Origin of the sequence: Lachnospira sp., assembly GCF_016290755.1 — a bacterium.
In the GTDB taxonomy this organism is placed as follows: domain Bacteria; phylum Bacillota; class Clostridia; order Lachnospirales; family Lachnospiraceae; genus Lachnospira; species Lachnospira multipara.
In genome coordinates this window covers 36325-57697 of the sequence record NZ_JAEEVD010000002.1, presented here as the reverse complement: position 1 = coordinate 57697, position 21373 = coordinate 36325, and the positions used below count along the sequence as shown (strand labels likewise).

Genomic DNA, 21373 nt, shown 5'->3' with positions numbered 1-21373 from the left:
CGAACTTACTCCATATTCTTTAAAGCATCTGTCATTGGAATCCTCTTTATAAGCTTAAAGCAAACTAAAGCTGCCACAATAAAGCCCACAAAAGCAAGAAGGCCAATCTTTAACATTGAGGCATAGCCTAAATAATAAGAAAGCCAGCCATCCATAGTCTTTAAATACCATCTCCAAACCTGAGCCATAAGTATATCTGCAAGGAATACGCTGATGGCAATGGATACAAATGCAACAATTCCCGTGGCCATAATGTAGAGGCTTGCGATTTCACCATTTTTAAAACCAAGAACCTTAACCATGGAAATTGAAAGGGAATTTCTTTCAGTGATTATCTTAGTTAACACGATTACAAGAAGGGCTGAAACAATAACAAGCACCACTCTAAAGAAGCCCATCATACCACCCATGGAGTGATCTAGCTGTCTTGAAACCTTTGTTATGTCCTCCTCATCAATAACGCTAACGATATATTTATCCTCAATGTCAGTTATTTCTTCATCAGAAAGGAAACCAGTATATGAGCCTTCCTCCAAATCAAAAGTCTCATTATAGGCATCGTTATCCATAAAAATACATAATGCACCCTGATAGTCATAAATTCCTACTATTTCAAAATCATAAGTCTTATCTCCATACTTTTCCTTTAAACTAATACTATCTCCAGTCTTTAAATGGAATTTATCTGCATAACAACTTGATACATAGACTTCATTTTCAGATAAATCCTTAGAAAAGTTAATGTAATCGTTATCCTTTAGGACCCCGTAAACTCCAATAGGCTCAGAAACTCTTACGCCGTCTGTGGTCTCAAGACTTGTGTAGCTATACTTTTTAGCGTTTTTGGTTTCTGTTGTAATTTCCTTGCCATTTTCATCAATAGTAGTTTTTAAAACGTATTGATAGTTGGCAAACATCTCTTCCACGCTAGTCTTTTGATATTGATGGATAGTTTCTGGCATAGCAGTTGCAAATGTAAGTAAAAATACTACAAAGAAAAGACCGAGGGCTAAAATTAAGTAACCACCAGCATTTTGAAGCATGATTCTTAGACGGAATCTCTTCATAAATTTCCATCTAGGAAGTCGAATAGCTTTTGATCTCTTACTTCTACTTAAGTTTCCACGAAGGAAGTTTAAAATATCCATGCGAATCTTTGATACGATTACAAGGAAATTAACCACTAGCATAATCACAACTGGAATCAAAGTTGTATATATAAAGGCATCCACGCTCCAAACTGTCTTGTAAGTTGGAAGGGAATAGCTATTGTAATAAAGGGACACGGCTACATTTTTCAAATAAGTATAGCCAAGAATGTTACCAAAAATCGCTGCAAGGAAAGTCACAAGACTTGGAATAAAAAGATAATGTCTTAAAATTTCACCCCTTGTATAGCCTGAAGCCCTTAAAGTTCCAATAGTTGTAGCCTCTTTATGAATTGTATTTCTTGCACTAACTGCAAAAATAAAAGCAATTACAATTACAAAGACAATTAGTAAAATGTAACTCATGCTTAAGTCCCCTTCTAAATCATCAGGGGCAAAGTTAATGCCGTTATTTAAGTAAGCTGGAACAAAGTCCACAATGTTGTTTTCATTGCCAAGAGTACTATCAAAATAGCAAGCCTTCACCTCAGCTACCACATTTTCTAATAAATCCTCTGCCTTTTCCTTAGCTTCAGTATCATTAACAGGTGTTTCATTATACTTATAAGCATATGAAAATTTCTCATTATCATCAATATTTTCATAAGCCTCATCTATAACAACAGCAACATTAAAACTTAATGCATCAAACATAAAGTCTGAATTATTCTCATAAAGACAAACATAATCTGGAAGTGAAATAAAGCCAGTTATTGTAAATGCATTGTCATCTACATATACTGTATCTCCTATTTTTAAATCATTATTATCAGCATGCATTCTATCAATAGCAATTTCTGAATTTGTGGATGGAAGCTTTCCTTCCATAAGACAAGCTTTATCAACATTCAATCGATTTTTAAAGACTCTGACTGTGGCATCTTTCTCACCGTCATTATCATTATCCTGACTGCAGTCCTTATAGAATTCCTCATAAAGGCTAATGTCATAACTTTCTAACTTTTCCTTTAAATCAGAACTAAGCTCTGACTCAAACTGAAATCGACCATCTTCTGTATTATATTCTTCATAACTGCCATTTAAAGCCTTCATCATACTTTCATTTCCAACAAACATTGCTGAAACAAAGCCAATAACAAGGGCTAGAATAAGAAATAGGCTTAAGTTCTTTAGCCAATCTTTCTTTAATTCTCTTTTATATCTTTTACGTAAAGGATTCTTCATATTCTGCCTCCTCTACCATTCTAGCTTGTCAGCTGAAATTTTATTGTTGTTAGTAATATTCTCTCTAATATTGCCATCAAGTAGCTTAATTGTGTGATCTGCCATAGCTGAAATCGCTGCATTGTGAGTAACCATAACAATGGTGTTGCCATACTTTTTATTCACATCTTCAATAAGCTTTAAAATTTCTTTTGATGTGTTAAAATCTAGGGCTCCCGTAGGTTCATCGCAAAGTAAAATGTCTGGATTTTTCACAATAGCTCTACCAATAGAAGTTCTTTGCTGTTGTCCACCAGATAGTTGATTTGGTAGCTTATATCTGTGCTCCCAAAGGCCAAGGGTCTTAATTAAATCATCAATATCAAGAGGATTATCTGAAAGGTAAGCACCTACCTCAATATTTTCCTTAACATTAAGATTAGGAATTAAGTTATATAGCTGGAAAACATAGCCCAAATGCTTACGTCTATATAAAGTAAGTGACTTCTCATTCATGTCCTCTAGTTTGTCGCTGTTAATTGAAATGTAGCCTGAATCAGCTGTGTCGATACCTCCAATAATGTTTAGAAGTGTAGATTTTCCCGAACCTGAAGGTCCAAGTAAAACGCAAAATTCTCCCTTTCTTACTTTAAAGGAAAGACCCTTTAGTACCTCTTGCTTTGAGTCTCCTTCCCCGTAAGATTTAAAAAGATTATTAATCTCTAAAAAATGTTCTTCTCCCATAAAGTCACTCCTTATTAAATTTTTCATTTTAGTCAAATGTAAAAAAACTAACTATAATAAAACAAGGTAAACTTGCCTTACTAAAGTTAGTTTAGTCTAATTGTATTTAACTGTCAATAAATTGAAGAAACAATATACATCAGTATATCTCTTTATTTCTTCCAATCTTATTTTTTGAAAAAATTTTATCGAAATGTCCTTTTTTTACATTTAAAAATGAGTATGTCTTAAAATTACATTCTAAGAAGCAATTCTTTTTCTACTACCTCACCATTTCTAATGTACTGTCTTGGAACTCGCTTGCTTACTGCACAAGTTAATTCGTAAGGAATTGTTCCGGCAAGTGCTGCAAGTTCATCTAGCGAATTATTTTCACCAAAAATCTCAACCTCTGAACCTACATCTACTAAAGGCTTGTCAGTAATATCAATCATGCACATATCCATGCAAATCTTACCACGCTGTGGTGCAAGACCCTGCTTAGTCATAAGACTACACTTATTAGAAAGGCTTCTAAAGAATCCATCAGCATAGCCATAAGGAACTACGCCTATTCTTGTCTGCTTGTCTGTTACATAGATTCCGCCATAACTAATAGCTGTTCCTGCAGGATAAATCTTAATTGTGCTAATTGTAGTCTTAAGTGTCATAGCTGGCTTAAGACCCCATTCTCTTGCAAATTCGCCATAACCATATAGAAGTAAACCTGGTCTTACCATATCAAGATAAGTTTCCTTAAATCTAACTGTGGCTCCTGTGTTAGCGCAGTGTCTAATAGCAAATTTTCTACCAAGCTTTTCCTCAACTGCTGTAATTACATCAGTAAAGAGCTTGAACTGGTGCTTAGTATATGCATCATTCTTCTCACCAAATTCATCAGCTACTGCAAAATGTGTAAATATACCTTCCACATCAAGGCCTGGCATATTGCATGCTTCTACTATACCTTCAACACCTGTACCAAAGCTTTCATTATCGCAAAGATAACCAAGTCTAGACATACCTGTATCCACCTTAATGTGAACCTTTAAATTACCACCACACTTGACTGCCTCTGCACTGTACTCTACAGCTTTAGCCTTACATGTAACTGCCTGAGTAATATTATACTTAATAAGTCTTTCCACCTGTTCCTTAGGTGTATGACCAAGAATTAAAATAGGCATAGTTACATCATTAACTCTTAATTCTAGAGCTTCATCTATACTACTAACTGCTAAATAATTAGCACCTAGTTCCTGTAAAAGTTTTCCAACTCTTATACTGCCATGACCATAGGCATCCGCCTTTACAACTCCTAAAAACTTAACATCTTCTCCAATATGTTCTTTAATAGTTTTGTAGTTGTAGGCAATAGCATCTAAATTTATGTTAGCCCATGTACGTCTTAATGTAGATTCCATAAATCCTTCTCCTTAATAAATTAAATCTCAAACCATTATAGTCCTATGCTAATAAATTATCAAACGGACTAGTTCTGAAATTTTGATAGAGTTTTTTTATTCATCATAACAAGAAGAGTTGTAGTTTCTGTGATAATTTCATCAGGATCTACACTGCCCTTTATCTTACCCTGATTAAGGGAAATAACGTTTACACCATATTTTTTACGAAGATCTAACTGCTTTAAGCTCTTACCAATCCATTCCTTTCTTGGCTGAAGTTCAACTATACAAATATCATCATCAAGCTCGTAAAATTCCAAAAATCCACTAGACACAAGACGTCTTGCTGTTCTAAATCCACTTTCCTCTTCTGGATATACAATTTCGTCAGCACCAATCTTTTCAAGTACTGAACCCATTCTCGCAGAACCAGCCTTAGCTACCACGTGCTTAACGCCACTTTCCTTAGCTACCATTACACACATAATACTAGCCTCAAGATTCATACCCATACATACAATAGCGCAATCAACATTAGAAATACCAAGCGCCTTAATATTATCAGCATCTGTAAGGTCTGTTGCTGCTGCCACAGAAACCCTTGAAGAATAATCCTCAATTATTTCCTCATCATTATCAACTACCATAACATCTGCATCACTTTCTATTAATTTATCAGCTACGGCCTGTCCAAATTTTCCTAAACCAAAAACTGCATATGAATTATATCTCATTATAAACTCCTTTCCTTATCCCACAATAAACTTACCCTTTGCATACTTAATATCATTTTGATCTGAATGTGAAGTTGCAAAGAATAGTGCCATTGAAAGAGTACCAATTCTACCTGCATACATTCCAACTATAATAATAGCTCTACCTATTAAATCAAGATTTGCTGTAACAGATCTAGATAAGCCTACTGTACCTGTTGCACTAAAGACTTCATAAGCCGCATCTAGTGCAGATATATTTTCAAAATGTATCAAAAGAATTGTAAGCATCATAGTAAATGTTAAGCTAAAAGTAATAATAGCAGTCGCCTTATTAATAAGGTTATAAGATACTCTCTTTCCATAGATAACATTTTCATTACGATTTCTAATAAAGGCAAAAGCATTAAGTGCAATAACAAAAACTGTCATAGTTTTCACACCACCGGCTGTACCTACTGGAGAACCTCCAATAAACATAAGAATGCATCCCACTATACAAGAAGTAGATTTAAGTCCATCCTGTGCAATAGTTGCAAAACCTGCAGTTCTATAAGTAACTGACTGGAAGATTGACGCCATAATCTTATTAGGAAGAGACATATTTCCAATAGTAGCTGGATTATCCCATTCAAAAACAAGGGTAGTTATTGCGCCAAAAACAATAAGCCCTAGAGTTAATAAAACAACTACCTTAGTATGTTCATTTAATCTTCTCCATATATTCCTAAAAGAAATCTTCCTACTAAAGGCCTTCTTAGTTACATAAATAACATCAAACCATACCACATATCCAATACCACCTAGAATAATAAGGGTAATTGTTACAATATTAATAAGGTAATCATTATAATAATTCATTAAAGAGTTAGAGCCTAAAACATCCATACCCGCATTACAAAAAGCAGATACAGCATTAAAGATAGAAGCCCAAATACCCTTAAATAGCCCAAATTCTGGTATGAAACGAATCATATAAAGAAGAGCTCCAATAGCTTCAACTAATAAGCTGCCCTTAACTACTCTCTTTAAGAACTTAATAAGTCCTTTAATAGAGTCTAAATTATAGTAATCCTGAATAAGAATTCTAGTTCTAAGGCTAAACTTCTTTCTTAAAGCCATCATAAGCATAGAATAAATTGTGATAACTCCAAATCCACCAATCTGGATTAATACAAGTATTATAATCTGACCAAAGAGTGTCCAATGGGAAAATGTATCTACAACTACAAGTCCCGTAACACATATTGATGTTGTAGAAGTAAAGAGAGCTGTTGAAAATGTTGTAGTCTCTCCCTTAACAGTAGCTGCCGGCAACATAAGTAAACCGGCACCTACTAAAATTGCTACTATAAAACCCAATAAAATTATTTGGGTAGAAGTCATGTGTTTTGATATTTCCGAATTCTCGTATACGCTTTTCATTTGAAAAAACTCCTATTATCTAATTATTTAGATAATAGCACATGTTAGACTAGTAGTAAAGAAACTTAACTTTTTTAAATATAGTATATATACATTAGTATAGGAAATTATATTTATCTTTGGTAAAACTTCTTATGCAAAAACCTCTTCTGCAACTTCCTTTACAAGCTTAAGCTTCTTCCATTGATCTTCAAAATCTAGCTTATTTCCAATTTCACAAGAGGCAAAGCCGCACTGTGGGCTAATTGATAATCTCTCAAGTGGAATGTACTTTGTAGCCGCCTTAATTCTTTCAATTAAAGCTTCCTTTCTTTCTAGGCTTGCTCTCTTTGTAGTAACAAGACCAAGGACTACATTTTTGTCCTCACTTACATACTTTAAAGGTTCAAAGCCGCCACTTCTTGCGTCATCAAATTCAAGATAATAGCTATTTACATTTTCACCGGCAAATAAAACTTCTGCTACCGCATCGTATGGGCCGGAATTAGCATAAGTTGAATGGAAATTACCACGGCAAATGTGAGTTGTAATATCCATATCCTTTGGAAGTGCGTCAATTACTGCATTGTTTAAGTTCTTATGGAATTCCTGAATCTTTACTGATTCCTCCTTTGACACTCCATAAGCTAAATGTCCCTTGTCATCTGCAAGCATGCCCCAAGTACAGTCATCTAGCTGTAAGTGTCTGCAGCCTGCATCGTATAACTGCTTGCAAACTTCAGTGTAGGCAGAAATTAAATCCTTCGCCAATTCATTTTCATCCTTATAAAACTGAAGGCTAGGTTCTCTAAGCACTGGCATCCAAAACTGAGCAAAAACCTGGGCTGGGGCTGGAATTGTCTGTTTTGCAAATGTATTCTCATCCTCAAAGTTTTGTACAAACTTGAAATGCTCCACAAAAGGATGCTCCTTAGGTGCTCTAAACTTTCCAGTTAAATAAGTATCATCAATCATTGCTGCCTCATCATGGAAAGGAAGGCCTGTAGCTGTCTTTTTATGGCCTACTCCCTCAAAGCCCCACATAAAGTCAAGATGCCAAGTAGCTCTTCTAAACTCACCATCAGTAATAACTCCATAGCCTAATTCCTTCTGCTTATCTATAAGTTCCTTTATACACTCATCTTCTACTTCTTTTAATTCTACTTGATTAATCTTTCCTTCCTCAAAGGCAGCTCTTGCTTCCTTTAACTTCTCTGGTCTTAAAAAACTTCCTACGTAATCAAATTTTAATCTTTTATCTGCCATAATTACCTCCAAATCTGTTTAATTGTATACATTTTAATTGATAATTTCTTATAAATGAAATACAATAAATCTAGCTTTGTGATAAATTTTTTCTATGGAAATTATTTTTAGTTTAAACCGGAGGTGCATCATGACTCTAAAGCAATTAGAATACATTGTTACTGCTGCCAAGCTTGGTAACATTACAGAAGCTGCCAACAAACTCTTCCTATCACAACCTAGCCTTACCCATGCAATTCTAGAACTAGAAAAGGAAATGGGAATTACCATATTTAATAGAAAAAATAAAGGTATCACTGTAACAAAAGAAGGGGAGGAATTTTTAGGCTATGCAAGACAGGTGCTAGAACAGGCCAACTTACTTACTGAGCGCTACACCGCCATTAGTAATAGAAAGCCAAGATTTTGCGTATCCTGCCAGCACTACTCTTTTGCTGTAAATGCTTTCGTTGACGTAATTAAAGAATATGATAGTAATCAGTACGACTTCATTTTAAGAGAAACACAGACAAACGAGATCATCTCAGATGTGGCAAATCTAAAAAGTGAAATCGGCATAATCTACTTATCAAAGGAGAATAGCGACGTACTAACAAAGCTCTTTAAGAAAAACGACCTAATCTTTGAAGAACTAATTAAGACCACTCCTCATGTCTTTATTGCTAATAGTCACCCCCTAGCAAAGAAGGATAAGCTAAGCCTAAAAGATTTAGAGAACTACCCTTATCTATCCTATGAGCAAGGAGACTATAACTCCTTCTACTATTCAGAAGAATTATTAAGTTCTATAGATAGAAAGAAGAACATTATGGTTCGTGATAGAGCCACCCTCTTTAACCTAGCTGTAGGTCTTAATGGCTACACTGTCTGCTCAGGTATTATTAGTAAAGAGCTAAACGGCGGTAATATTATTTCAAAACCCCTTATATCAGATGAGTTTATGAGTATTGGTACTTTAAGAAAGAAAGGGCTGGTATCCTCTATATATGGAGAGGCTTATTTAGAGGCCATAAGAAAATATATCTAAACAATAATATATTAATTGACAAAAAAATCATAAAACAATAATATAGTTATGTTGCTAAATTGTTTATGAGGAATGTAAAATGGATAATTCATTTAAAAACAGACTTAAAGATTTCATAAAACTTCTATTAATGATAATTTTTTTCTGTATCATTTTATCCATAACAAGAATTGGATGTCCAATAAAATTTATAACTGGAATTTCCTGTCCTGGATGTGGTATGACAAGAGCTTGGATTTATCTTTTACATGGAGATATACACTTAGCTTTTTATTATCACCCTCTTTTTTTCTTAGTTCCAATTGCTTTCTTAGTAACATTTTTAAATGGCAAGTTTATAAGTAAGTATCGTAATATCATATTGTTATTAATCTTACTCGCTTTTATTCTTGTCTACATTATAAGGATGGTATCCGGTGACAACGAAATTGTTACATTTCATCCATCCAATAATATTATTAATCGCATACTGCGAAATATGAGGAGGTAAAAGGAATGTTTTGTGTCAATTGTGGTTCAAAAGTAGAAGGCAACGAAAAGTTTTGTCCTAATTGTGGTGCGCCAATTAATGCAAACAATAATAACAATGCCAACTACAATACAAACAATTCCAATGAAGGTTTTAACAACTTCACAGATAGCGTTAATCAAGCATTTGATAATGCTGAACAAAGTTTAGGTAGTGCAGTAAATGATGTAAAACAATCATTTAACAATGCAGGTCAGCCATATAGAGGTGAAGCCCTTAACACTAACCGAAGCTTATTAGGTTACATCGTTTTATCAATAATCACTTGTGGCATTTACAGTTATTACTTTATTTACAAATTAGCTTATGATGTAAATATTGCTTGTGACGGTGATGGAGAAAAAACTGGTGGCTTAGTTGCATTTATAGTTTTATCTTTCATTACATGTGGTATATACGCTCTTATTTGGTACTACAAATTAGGTAATCGTCTTGCAGAAAATGCACCAAGATATAATCTACATTTCAGTGAAAATGGTACAACTATACTTATGTGGTACCTTTTCGGTGTTATATTATGTGGCATAGGTCCATTTATTGCAATGCATATCTTAATTAAAAACACAAATAAGATTTGTTCAGCTTACAACTATTCTAGAGGATTAGTCTAATCAAAATAAATAAGATTATAATCAAAAAGGCAACTACTTAGTATTACTAAATAGTTGCCTTTACTAATTAATTTCTTTTGCTTATCAATATCCAATAGCAAGCAATTCTAGAGCTCATCCAAAGCCTCATCCAGCTTTGTTAGATACTCCTTAAATTGTAGCTTTTCCTCTAAACTAAAGTCCTTTGTGGCACTTTTATTATTATCAGATAGAAGTTCTGAGACTTCCTTGTGAAAAGAAAGTGCTAGTTTTGTAGGATATACGTGATTAATTCGCTTATCCTTCTCATCTTTTTCTCTATAGATATAGCCCTTATCTTCTAAGCTTTTTAGAACTCTAGCAGTAAAGCCTTTATCAACGTACACGTATTCAGATATCTGCTCTTGCGTAAAACCCTTGTTATTACATATGGCCATATATATAGGAAATTCTCCAGCAGTAAGATTATACTTTGTCATCATTTTCGAAATCTTAATCTGCTGCTTTCTTGCTATGAAAGCAATAAGTCGAAGTATTCTTACATTTTCATCCATAATAATAAATCTCCTCTAATTCTGCATTCTAGTTAGTCTCTTAATCTCCCTAAAGGCAAAGACCCCTGAAACTATGGCTGCTACTAAATCTGCCACTGGTCCTGCAAACATAATACCATCAATCTTAAAGAATAATGGAAGGATTAAAAGTAGTGGCAATAGGAAAATAATCTGTCTTGTAAGGGATAAGAAGCCACCAATCTTTGCCTTTCCAATAGCTGTAAAGAAATTCGAGCTTGTAAGCTGTAGGAAATTAAGCATTGTAAAGAATAGATAGATTTTAAAATATCTCACTGCAAATAGGTAGTAAGTCTCGCTTGTTCCCTTGCCAAAGATAGAAATAATCTCTCTTGGGAAGAAGAAGAATAAAACCCATGCGATGCAAGATATAATAAAGCTTACTCTAATAGTCTTTTTGTAGACCTCAATAACTCTGTCATATTTTCTAGCGCCGTAATTAAAGCTAGCAATAGGCTGCATTCCCTGAGACATACCAATGACAAAGGATAGATAAACCTGATTTACCTTTGTGGCAATACCAACTACTGCAATAGCTGTCTCTGCCCCATAAATTGAAATTGCCCCGTAATACTTTAGAGAATTATTTAAAACAATCTGTACAAGCATCATGGCAAGCTGATTTATAAAAGGCGCCACCCCTAGAGATATGGTTGGGAAAATGTATCTTGTCTGCATACGGAAATGCTTAAGCCCTAAATTCACCGACTTAGTATGGGCTAAATAATAAATTACAAATAGGCAAGATACGCACTGGCCAATTACTGTGGCAATAGCTGCACCTGCCATGCCGTATCCCAGTACAAATACAAAAAGAGCATCAAGTATAGTATTAACAATAGCGCCTACTAAGTTACAAAGCATACTAATCTTAGGTCTGCCATCAGCTCTAATTAAGTGTCCACCTGTGGTTGTAAGAATTAGCATTGGAAAACCTATTGCTGTAATTCTAGTATACTCACAAGATAGTGGAAGGATTGAACTAGATGCTCCAAAAAATGTAAGCATAGGTACCAGAAAAATCTCAGCAATAAAAGATAGCACAATACCACAAATAAACGCTGTTATTGCTGCATTTCCCATAAAATATTCTGCCATATCCTCTCTTTGCTTACCCATATGAATATTAAAAGTTGATGCTCCTCCTATACCAAATAAAAGAGCAATGGCTATACATGACGTAGATAGAGGGAAAGCAATATTAGTTGCCGCATTACCTAACTCTCCCACCTTCTGTCCAATAAAGAACTGATCCACTATGTTATATAGGGAACCTACAAGCATAGACACAATGCTTGGAATTGCAAAGCTTCTAATAAGCTTGCTTACTGGCTCCACAGCAAGTGGATTATTATTAAAATTTACCTCTTCCTTCATAAAATAAAACTCCTATAAACATTTTTTTCATCAATGATAATATTTTATATTAGTTGACTTGTCAACCTTTTTCTCTATAAAAGATTGAAGGAAATTAAGATTAATGGTAAACTAATTCATGAAGGGCATTTGCTAAAGAAAAGCTTATATTTATGCCCCTTGCCTAGCCTTAAGTAAGCTAGTAAATTAAACAAAACGGAGGAAAATTTTATGTGGAAAGAACGTAAAAGATTATGGTGTGGATTGCCTTGGACTTTTACAGTATATAGCGGAGACGATCAAAGACTCTTTGTAGAAACTGGTTTCTTTAACAAGAGTCAGGATGAATGTCGTCTATATAGAATTCTTGACATTTCAGTTACAAGATCATTTGGTCAAAGACTTTTTGGTCTTGGTACAATAAAGCTTTGTACATCAGATAAAACACTTGGTGATTTTGAAATTAAGAATATCAAACACGTTATGGCTGTAAAAGAAGAATTATCTCAGGCTGTTGAAATTATGCGTGATAAGAAGAGAGTAACTAGTAGAGAGTTCCTCGGGCATGAAGAAGATGAACATGATATGCTTGATGGAGACTATGAAAACTAATGAATAAAGAATCATCAGTCTTTACAAAGCCTTGGCTTGTGTTTATTCTAGCGCTACTCTGTTGTTTTTTATGGGGTAGCGCTTTTCCATGCATTAAGATTGGTTATAAGCTTTTTAATATAGACTCTACTGATACAGCTTCCCAGATTCTTTTTGCAGGAATTCGTTTCTTCCTAGCCGGTATCCTTACAATTACCATTGGAAGTTTAATTGATAGACGTTTTCTTTTTCCAAAAAAGGGTTCCTTTAAAATGATTTCAACCCTAAGTCTTTTCCAGACTATTATTCAGTACTTCTTCTTTTATGCTGGCCTTGCCCATGCATCAGGAGTTAAGTCATCAATCATTAATAGTATGACAACCTTTTTTGCCATACTAATCGCTTGTCTTGTAAGAAAGCAGGAAAAACTTACTATTTATAAGATTCTTGGATGTTTCCTTGGAATCGCAGGTGTTGTAATCGTTTCATTATCAGATGGCGACTTTGGTTCAAGCTTTGCCCTAAACGGCGAAGGCTTCATCCTTATTGCTGCTGTCTCTTATGCTATTTCATCAGTACTTGTAAAGGAATTCTCCCTTAAGGAAAATCCTGTAGTACTTAGTGGCTATCAATTCCTAATTGGTGGCCTTGTTATGATAATTGTTAGCTTAATCCTTGGCGCTAGTATTTCAGTAAATTCTGTTGGCGCTGTGATTCTTTTAATTTATATGGCTATGATTAGTGCTGTTGCCTACTCAGTTTGGGGCATTTTATTAAAATATAACCCTGTATCTAAGGTAACAATCTACGGCTTTACAAACCCAATCTTTGGTGCCCTACTATCTGCCATCTTCTTAAAGGAATACGATAAGCTAAACCTTAATTGCCTTCTTGCCCTAATCCTTGTATCCATCGGTATTTACGTGGTTAACAAGTTTGGTGGAAAGAAAGCCTAAACTTTGGAGGTAATTATATGAAGAAAGTAGCTGTAATTAACGATTTATCAGGCTTTGGAAAATGTTCTTTATCCGTAGCCCTACCTATAATATCGGTTTTATCAGTTCAGTGTGTTCCCCTAGCCACTGCTGTTTTCACATCTCAGACAGGCTTTGAAGACTATTCCTACACTGACCTTACAGACATGATTGAGGAATACATTAAAAACTGGAAATTAAATAACGCAAGCTTTGATGGCATTTACTCTGGCTACATCACAGATCACAAGCAGGCTATTCTAGTTAAACGTTTCATTGAGGAATTTAGAAAAGAGGATACATTTTTACTAATCGACCCAGTACTTGGGGATGACGGTGAAACCTATAAGATGTTTACTAACGACCTGCTAAACATCCACAAGGAACTTACAAGACAGGCCAATATCATCACTCCAAACCTAACGGAGGCTTGCCTTCTTGCTGACATTCCTGTAGGGGACATTTTAAAATGTAATAAAGAACGCGACTCACTAATTGCCCTTGCAAGTTCTGCAGCCACTATATTAAGTAAGAACGCCCTTACAAATCAGGAGGTTATTATTACTGGTATTAGTGTCCGTGAAGGAGATTCTTATTACATTTATAATCTCGTTTTATCAGAGGGTGAGATTAACTTAAGTAAGACTCCTATGATTGATAAGAGCTTTTCTGGTACAGGAGACATCTTCGCCTCTATTATTACAGCACTTAAGCTAAACGGCCTTATGACTTTTAAGGCTGTGGAGATTGCCCAGGACTTTATAGCCGAGGCTATTAATGATACACCAAATGATGCTGATACAAGAGATGGAGTTTACTTTGAAAAGGAACTTGCAAATCTTGCCAGTGTCTTAAGAGATAATATTTATTATTAAAATCAGATTATATACTAAAAAGAGCCGCTAATTTAGCGGCTCTAGTGCATTAAATTTTTCTATTATTGTTTTATATTTTTACCACATTTCGGTAGTTTTCTCCTAGTAATTTTTTTATTTATCTATATGTCCATTATGTAAGCTTATGTACTAGTCAATAATAAATTGTAGGCCTAGTAATTGTAGATATCAAAGTAAATTGCACCTGGGATGCCATCATTTTCACAAGTAGAAATAATTGAATTCTTTGTTGAAGTTACTGTACTTCTAATTGATGACTGTGATGATGAACTTGGTGTTGTTACTGAATATCCACTTGGTAACTTATTGCTTGATGCACCTGAGAATGCATAAACTTTAGACCATGTCTTAATTGTAAGTGGCTGAATGTAATAGTTGTAACCATTATCAAAGGCTACACAGTAAGAGAAGGAACCTGTTACTGAACTATTGTTATTATCAAAGCCCTTGCTGTCATGATCAAATGTTAAGCAGTGTGAAAATACTCTTGTTGCTGTACTTGTTGAGTAAGCTGAGCCCATCTTAAAGCCGTTAGGGTTACCATCGTAGTTTGAACCTGTCCAAGATGAAATTGAAATTGTTCCTGCGCTTGTAACAATAAAGCTTGATGTTGGTAATGAGAATGTTCCCTTAGCATAATTTGATGCAAATGATGAATCCTTAGCCATGATTAACTGTACTAATAAAAGGTTAGTATCAAGTTCATCGCCATTGTCAAAGTCGTACTTACCTGTAAATACATCTGGATTACCATTGTTCCAGCAAGCACACTGAGTATATGTAAGATCTGGAGTTACATCTCCTGACTTATCATATGAATCCCAACCATCATCTGAGTTATCCCATGCGTAGCAGCAATAGAATGTGTTTCCTGAACCTGCTCCAAGCTTTGGTGCAAATCCATCTGCATTACCACCAAGTGTATAAACGTCACAGTTACGGTAGCTTGATACATACTCAATTGTGTTAGAGTAAGCGCCACTTGTAATCTGTAGACCCGCATCGTTATTGTATCTTGTTACTACGTTAGAAACTGTATTGTTTCCTGCTGAAGAACCCTTAATCTGAATACCATTATCTGGTGCCTTTTGAACAATTAAGTTCTTAATTGTATAGTAAGATCCTGTAATTCTAATACCTACAGCGCTATCTGATGTAGACTTACCAATATAGCTGCTAAGGAAAGAAGAAAAATCAAGTACAGGATAAGAACCATCACTGTTTTGAACACCAATAATCTGTACATTTGCATTTGATGTTGAAAGGGCGATTTGTCCTGAACAAGAAATAGTTGTTCCCTTTACATATACCTTACCGCCACCTGCTTTTTCAGCACTAGCAATAGCTGATACAAGGCTTGAGTAAGATGTAACTACAGTACCATCAGAAGTATCTGTTGTGCTAGATGAACTTGATGATGAACTGCTTGATGAACTACTTGAGCTTGATGAACTACTTGAGCTTGATGAATCAATTGCCTCAAATACGAACTGCTGGCAAGCAAGTCCGTTATATGTCCAAGTATCAATATTTCCACCTGAAGCTGTTGACCAACCATAGACATCAAGGGCTTGAGCGCCACCACTAACTACAGTTGTTAAACAATAAACGCCATCTGTTCCTGTTGTTACAACATTAAACTGCTGTGCAGTAGAACCGTTAGCACTACAAATATCAATGTTAGTACCATCTGTTGTTCCACCATAATAAACATCAAGCATTCTTCCACCTGACATACCATTTGTAAGTGTAATTACGTTATTACCCTTATTAGTTACATACCATCTCTGGCTCTTATCACCAAGACCAGTTTCCTGATCTACGTTAGCGAAATCTGAATCGCTATCTCCAGTTACATCTAAGTACTTCTGGCTATTTACATTTTTAATGTAATACCAACCATCAGAAATCTCGTATGAGCTTGATGATGATGAAGATGAAGAATTAGAATCTACCTGAATCTTATAGATGTTAATTCCGCTATTAGAAGAGTAAAGGTAAACATATCCTGATGAACCTGAATAGCTATAGCTTTGTGTGCTAGCTGTTGTAGATGCTGTAAGTGTTGTAAGCTGATTGCCTGAAGCATCTGCTACTACTAATGATCTACTTGATGAACCTGAGCTCATCATTGTTACCTTAATTGTGTCATTACCTGAAACAGGAACCTTTACGGCACGGTAAGAAGTTGAACCACTACCTCCTGTTGCTAGACAATATGTGTACTCTGTTCCATTGACAGTCTGTGTGTCTGCCTTAACACTCATAGTCTTTGAGCTTGTTGCAATAAGTGTTAAACCATCTACTGTTGTAGTAGATGAAATAGTTCCTAGGCTCTTAAAACTGCTATTCTTGAAATTCCAAGATGTAGTTGTAGATGCCGATGCAGTGAAACTCATAGAACTTGCAAAAGTAGCAAAAGCCACAACGAAAGCTAATACTGCTGTTAAGCTTGTTCTAAGGCCTCTTTTCAAAATCGATCTCATAAAACCTCCCATAAAATTTAATGCAAAAATATCTTAGCATTTTATAAAAACTTTTTATATAGTAAAAAAGTTGGTTTTAGGTCTATTTTTTAGGCACTTTTAACATATAAATAGCGTAAAAGTATCATTTTCTTGTTAAATGTAATCATATACTAGTACTTAAGAACCAACAAAATACAATCTGACTAATCCTAGTCTAGAAGTATAAAAAAAATTCCCCCTCTTAGAGGGGGATTTTTAATATTAACTTATATATTTGATTAATTTTTCTCATCATAATTGCTAGATAAGACTCTCATAGAGTTTAAAATTGCAATTACAGCAACACCAACGTCAGCAAAAACTGCTTCCCACATAGTTGCAAGTCCAAAAGCGCCTAAAGCTAAAACTATAATCTTAACTCCAAGGGCAAATACAACATTTTGCTTAACAATTCTAAGAGTTTTTCTTGCAATTCGAACTAATTTAGGAATCTTTCTTAAGTCATCATCCATAATTACAACATCTGCGGCCTCAATAGCTGCATCAGAACCTAAGCTACCCATAGCAATACCCACATCCGCTCTCATAAGTACTGGAGCGTCGTTAATACCATCGCCAACAAAGCCAAGCTTCTCGTCCTTCTTGCAAGCCTTAATAAGCTCTTCCACGTTAGAAACCTTGTCTGTTGGAAGTAACTCATATCTGCAATCTGTTAAAGAAAGCTCCTTTGAAACAGCCATGGCCACTTCTTTTCTATCGCCAGTAAGCATTACAAGCTTTGAAACGCCTACCTTTGATAAAGCCTTCATAGCTTCCTTAGAACCTTCCTTAATCACATCAGAAATAATGATGTAACCTGCAAACTTGCCATCAACAGCTATGTAACAAATTGTTGCTGGACTGTCATTTATCTCACAGTCAATGCCATTTGCCTGCATTAACTTATAATTACCAATTAAAACTTCTCTCTTATTAACTACTGAGCTAATACCCTGACCTGATACTTCCTGCTGATTAGAGATAAGGCTTAAATCTACGTCTTTACCGTAAGCTGTAAGAATAGATTTAGCAATTGGATGTGTTGAAAATTTTTCAGCATAGGCAGCGTAGTAAAGAATATCTTCCTTACTAAAACCGTTAAGATTAATAACTTCACTAACCTTAAATTCACCCTTAGTTAAAGTACCTGTCTTATCAAAGACAAGGCTCTTCATTTGAGCAATAGCCTCTAAATAGTTACTACCCTTAACTAATACACCAATCTTTGAAGCTGCACCAATACCACCAAAGAAACCAAGTGGCACTGAAATAACCATAGCACAAGGGCAAGATACAATTAAGAAAATACATGCTCTGTGAATCCAGCTTACATAAGCAAAGTTACCTGACATAATTCCAAGAATAGTTGGTGGAACTAATGCAAGTAAAACAGCGCCTATAGTAACTACTGGTGTGTAATACTTAGCAAATCTAGTAATGAAATTCTCCATTCTAGACTTCTTAGATGATGCATTTTCCACAAGCTCTAAGATCTTACTTACTGTAGAATCTTCATAAGCCTTAGTAGTTCTAATCTTAATGGCTGTATCTCCATTGACACATCCACTAATTACATCTGCCCCAGGGCTTACCTTTCTTGGTACTGACTCCCCTGTAAGGGCTGCAGTATCTACAAAAGACTCCCCTTCTATAACAACTCCATCAATAGGAATCTTCTCACCTGGTCTAACTAAAATAATTGATCCAACTTCTACATCTTCTGGGTCAACTTCTGATATGTTGCCCTCTTCATCTTCTAAATTTGCAAAATCAGGAGCGATACTCATCATCTCAGCAATTGAAGCTCTAGACTTACCAACTGCGTAAGACTGGAACAACTCACCTACCTGATAGAAAAGCATAACTGCTACACTTTCTGTAAATTCCCCTGTGGCAAATGCAGCAAATGTTGCAATCATCATAAGGAAATTCTCATCAAATACATGACCTTTAGAAATGTTCTTAAAGGCTCTTAAAATTACATCATAGCCTATAATTAAATAAGGTACTAAAAAGGCTATGGCCACTGCAAGTATTGGAAAGCCTTCAAGTGCTCCTAGCTTATCTGCTATAAACAAACAAGCATAGAGAATACCTGAAACAATAATTCTTGCTCGCATCTTTTTTTGTTTCTTAGTCATACTATCTCCTATTGTCACAATCCTTAGTTTACATAACTCTTGGGCTTTGTGACGCATTTTCCAATAAATCTAAATATAAATCTTTGACAAATAGAAATTATAAAATAACCTCAAATTCGTCTTCTGCCTTCTTACCTGCCTTAATTGCCTTCTCAAGTACTTCTTCAAAGCAATCATCTTCTGCTTCTAACATAAACTTCTGTGTGAGGAAATTAACAGATGCATCCTTTACACCCTCAACCTTCTTAATTGCTTCCTCAACCTTTGCTGCGCAGTTAGCACAATCAATTTCACACTTAAATTTCTTCTTCATAATGAATTACCTTCCTTTTCTTAAATTTAGTTAATACTCTTAGAATATATATTCTCTTAAATTTATCCTATAAATTATCTTATTATTCTTCTATGTGTTCTCTTCCCTGGTCAATTATTGTTCTAACGTGATCATCTGCTAGAAAATAAATAACCTGCTTTCCTTCTCTTCTGCTACCAACTAGCTTTGAATTTTTTAGAATCTTTAGCTGATGTGAAACTGCTGACTGAGTCATGTTTAGGGTGTCTGCTAAGTCGCATACGCAAATCTCTGATTCGAAAAGAGCAAAGAGAATTCTAATTCTAGTAGAATCTCCAAAGACCTTAAAGAGTTCAGCTAAATCATATAACTCATCCTCAGAAGGCATAGCGGAAAATACCTCTTTTACTTTCTCTGTATGAATATGTTTAATATCACATCTATCTACGTCATTTATTGCCATCAGTTAAGACCTCCGTTTGTTTATTTAACTCCTATAAGACTTTTCTTAATGAGTTAAACATATGAGCAAGTGTTCATATGTTGTAATTTAAATATACCACTTTCTAAGCTGATGTCAATAGAAAGTGGTAATATTTATGAAAGTTCTTCCATTATCTGTTTAACCTTATCCTTATTCTCTACAAAGAGTCTACTAAGGATTGGATCAAAATGTTTACCTATATTATCGTTAATAATAAGCATAGCCTCATCAAAGCTGTAGGCTCTCTTATAGCATCGCTCCGAAACTAGGGCATCAAAGACATCTGCCACAGACATGATTCTTGCTGAAATTGGAATTTCCTCTCCCTTAAGACCATAAGGATAACCACTGCCATCCCACTTTTCATGGTGGAAAGTGGCCACATCTGAAGCTATATTAATAAACTCGATTTCCTCAATACTTCCAAGGGCTTCTCTAATAATTCTTCCACCCTCTTTAGTGTGATTTTGCATAATGGTATATTCATCATGAGTTAAGATTCCTGGTTTCTTTAAAATGGAATCTGGTACATTAATCTTACCAATATCATGCATAGGCGCTGCCTTTACAAGGAATTCAATGTAATCCTTAGTGAGGATGTTAGTGTAATAACCTTGGTTCTTTGCAAGCTGTGCTAACATTTTCACATAAGCACTAGTTCTTGCAATATGCATGCCCGTATCTCCATCACGACTTTCAATCAAAGAAGCCATAGCATCTATAGTGCTATTCTGGATACTCATGATTCTATTATTATGTTCGTTTATCTCTTCGCTTTGCTTATTGACCTTAAACTCTAGGATATCACTGTAATCTTCTAGCTTTGAAGTTATCTGATTACATAAATAGACAATTACAAGTGTAGTGGCAATAATAACAATAATTGCTACCACTGAGATGATACTAATACTTATAAGTCGGTACTTAAGAGTGTCTTGGGCTACCTTTACCTCGTCATTAATCTGCTCCTCTAAAACATTTAATTCCTTATTTATACTTAAGACCTTGTTATTAATAACATCGCTTACATAGCTTTCTGCCTCTTCATAATTTCCAGCCTCAATATATTCTTCCACCTTAGAAACCATATTTAAATACTCATTAAGCTCTTCGCTTATGTTACTATACATGGTTCCATAATTGTCGCTAAGGGCACTTTCTGAAAGCTCACTAAGTATTGCTCTTATATCCTCTTCAGTATTAATGGATTCATAATAGCTATTACCCACATAAGACTCTTCTGACCAAACCTTACCGTATACGTAAAAGTTCTCCTTATAAATATCTTCCGTCAAAGATTCTATATGATTCTTGTCTTGAAAATTCATAGTTACAATAGTTTCAAACTCATCTATTGCCCGCTCTATATTAATCTTCAAAACTAAAATTACTACAATACTAACAGCACCCAAAAATATAACTAACAATGCAGTTAAAAGGGATGTTGTTCTATCTGATTTTTTGCCAAGCATGTTATCCTCCCTGCATGCTGTAAAGCATAATAAAAATGACGTTGTTTAATATTCTTAAACAACGCCATAATTATAACATATATCTATATAGATAAAAATACTTTATTTATTTAATTTT

General features: G+C 34.9%; 19 protein-coding genes. 6 read left to right on the top strand and 13 right to left on the bottom strand.

Going from position 1 to position 21373, the window contains the following annotated elements; all coding sequences use genetic code 11:
• Positions 1–5 precede the first annotated feature (5 nt).
• The 6 genes from QVA17_RS01455 to QVA17_RS01430 form a co-directional block, all read right to left on the bottom strand.
• Positions 6–2333 carry an ABC transporter permease gene (locus QVA17_RS01455; RefSeq protein ID WP_287385948.1) on the bottom strand — a complete coding sequence of 776 codons (2328 nt, stop codon included), beginning with the start codon at positions 2331–2333 and terminating at the stop codon, positions 6–8.
• A 12-nt stretch (positions 2334–2345) separates the two neighbouring features.
• Positions 2346–3056, bottom strand: coding sequence for an ABC transporter ATP-binding protein (locus QVA17_RS01450; protein WP_287385946.1), 711 nt, complete (start codon positions 3054–3056; stop codon positions 2346–2348).
• A gap of 233 nt (positions 3057–3289) precedes the next feature.
• Positions 3290–4459: an alanine racemase gene (gene alr, locus QVA17_RS01445; RefSeq protein ID WP_287385944.1), complete on the bottom strand. Its 1170-nt coding sequence runs from the start codon at positions 4457–4459 to the stop codon at positions 3290–3292.
• 68 nt (positions 4460–4527) lie between these two features.
• A complete protein-coding gene (locus QVA17_RS01440; RefSeq protein ID WP_034246030.1) occupies positions 4528–5175 on the bottom strand; it encodes a potassium channel family protein in 648 nt (215 codons plus the stop codon).
• Between the two features lie 15 nt (positions 5176–5190).
• Positions 5191–6579, bottom strand: a complete 1389-nt coding sequence (locus tag QVA17_RS01435) for a TrkH family potassium uptake protein (protein WP_287385941.1) — start codon at positions 6577–6579, stop codon at positions 5191–5193.
• Between the two features lie 132 nt (positions 6580–6711).
• Positions 6712–7824, bottom strand: a complete 1113-nt coding sequence (locus QVA17_RS01430; protein ID WP_287385939.1) for a 5-methyltetrahydropteroyltriglutamate--homocysteine S-methyltransferase — start codon at positions 7822–7824, stop codon at positions 6712–6714.
• Between the two features lie 130 nt (positions 7825–7954).
• Between QVA17_RS01430 and QVA17_RS01425 the strand changes: the two genes are divergently transcribed.
• The 3 genes from QVA17_RS01425 (at position 7955) to QVA17_RS01420 (ending at position 9991) form a co-directional block, all read left to right on the top strand.
• The gene (locus tag QVA17_RS01425; protein ID WP_287385937.1) at positions 7955–8851 is read left to right on the top strand and encodes a LysR family transcriptional regulator; all 897 of its coding nucleotides are present in this window, start codon (positions 7955–7957) and stop codon (positions 8849–8851) included.
• A gap of 79 nt (positions 8852–8930) precedes the next feature.
• Positions 8931–9341, top strand: a complete 411-nt coding sequence (locus QVA17_RS12665; RefSeq protein ID WP_442911563.1) for a DUF2752 domain-containing protein — start codon at positions 8931–8933, stop codon at positions 9339–9341.
• A gap of 5 nt (positions 9342–9346) precedes the next feature.
• Positions 9347–9991, top strand: a complete 645-nt coding sequence (locus QVA17_RS01420; RefSeq protein ID WP_287385935.1) for a DUF4234 domain-containing protein — start codon at positions 9347–9349, stop codon at positions 9989–9991.
• A 107-nt stretch (positions 9992–10098) separates the two neighbouring features.
• Here the strand turns inward: QVA17_RS01420 and QVA17_RS01415 are convergent, their stop codons facing one another.
• Together QVA17_RS01415 and QVA17_RS01410 are read right to left on the bottom strand one after the other, a co-directional pair.
• A complete protein-coding gene (locus QVA17_RS01415) occupies positions 10099–10524 on the bottom strand; it encodes a MarR family winged helix-turn-helix transcriptional regulator (RefSeq protein WP_287385933.1) in 426 nt (141 codons plus the stop codon).
• Positions 10525–10539: 15 nt separating this feature from the next.
• Positions 10540–11919: an MATE family efflux transporter gene (locus QVA17_RS01410; RefSeq protein ID WP_287385931.1), complete on the bottom strand. Its 1380-nt coding sequence runs from the start codon at positions 11917–11919 to the stop codon at positions 10540–10542.
• A 210-nt stretch (positions 11920–12129) separates the two neighbouring features.
• On the opposite strand from QVA17_RS01410, the gene QVA17_RS01405 reads away from it, so the two are divergent.
• From QVA17_RS01405 to QVA17_RS01395, 3 genes are read left to right on the top strand one after another with little or no spacing between them, the layout of a single operon-like run.
• Positions 12130–12510: a PH domain-containing protein gene (locus tag QVA17_RS01405; protein ID WP_287385929.1), complete on the top strand. Its 381-nt coding sequence runs from the start codon at positions 12130–12132 to the stop codon at positions 12508–12510.
• Entirely contained in the window at positions 12510–13445 is a 936-nt protein-coding gene (locus tag QVA17_RS01400; RefSeq protein ID WP_287385927.1) for a DMT family transporter, read from the top strand. The genes QVA17_RS01405 and QVA17_RS01400 overlap by 1 nt, the downstream gene beginning before the upstream one ends.
• A gap of 17 nt (positions 13446–13462) precedes the next feature.
• Complete coding sequence (locus QVA17_RS01395; protein WP_287385925.1) at positions 13463–14338, top strand: pyridoxamine kinase; 876 nt, start codon at positions 13463–13465, stop codon at positions 14336–14338.
• Between the two features lie 173 nt (positions 14339–14511).
• Here the strand turns inward: QVA17_RS01395 and QVA17_RS01390 are convergent, their stop codons facing one another.
• The 5 genes from QVA17_RS01390 to QVA17_RS01370 form a co-directional block, all read right to left on the bottom strand.
• Positions 14512–16845 carry an RICIN domain-containing protein gene (locus QVA17_RS01390; protein ID WP_287385923.1) on the bottom strand — a complete coding sequence of 778 codons (2334 nt, stop codon included), beginning with the start codon at positions 16843–16845 and terminating at the stop codon, positions 14512–14514.
• Positions 16846–17105: 260 nt separating this feature from the next.
• Positions 17106–19007 (bottom strand): heavy metal translocating P-type ATPase, encoded by a 1902-nt coding sequence (locus QVA17_RS01385; RefSeq protein ID WP_287385921.1) that lies wholly within the window; start codon positions 19005–19007, stop codon positions 17106–17108.
• Between the two features lie 97 nt (positions 19008–19104).
• Positions 19105–19320 (bottom strand): cation transporter, encoded by a 216-nt coding sequence (locus tag QVA17_RS01380; protein ID WP_027431595.1) that lies wholly within the window; start codon positions 19318–19320, stop codon positions 19105–19107.
• Positions 19321–19402: 82 nt separating this feature from the next.
• A complete protein-coding gene (locus QVA17_RS01375) occupies positions 19403–19762 on the bottom strand; it encodes an ArsR/SmtB family transcription factor (protein WP_287385919.1) in 360 nt (119 codons plus the stop codon).
• Between the two features lie 134 nt (positions 19763–19896).
• Entirely contained in the window at positions 19897–21255 is a 1359-nt protein-coding gene (locus tag QVA17_RS01370) for an HD-GYP domain-containing protein (protein ID WP_051195443.1), read from the bottom strand.
• Positions 21256–21373: the final 118 nt, after the last annotated feature.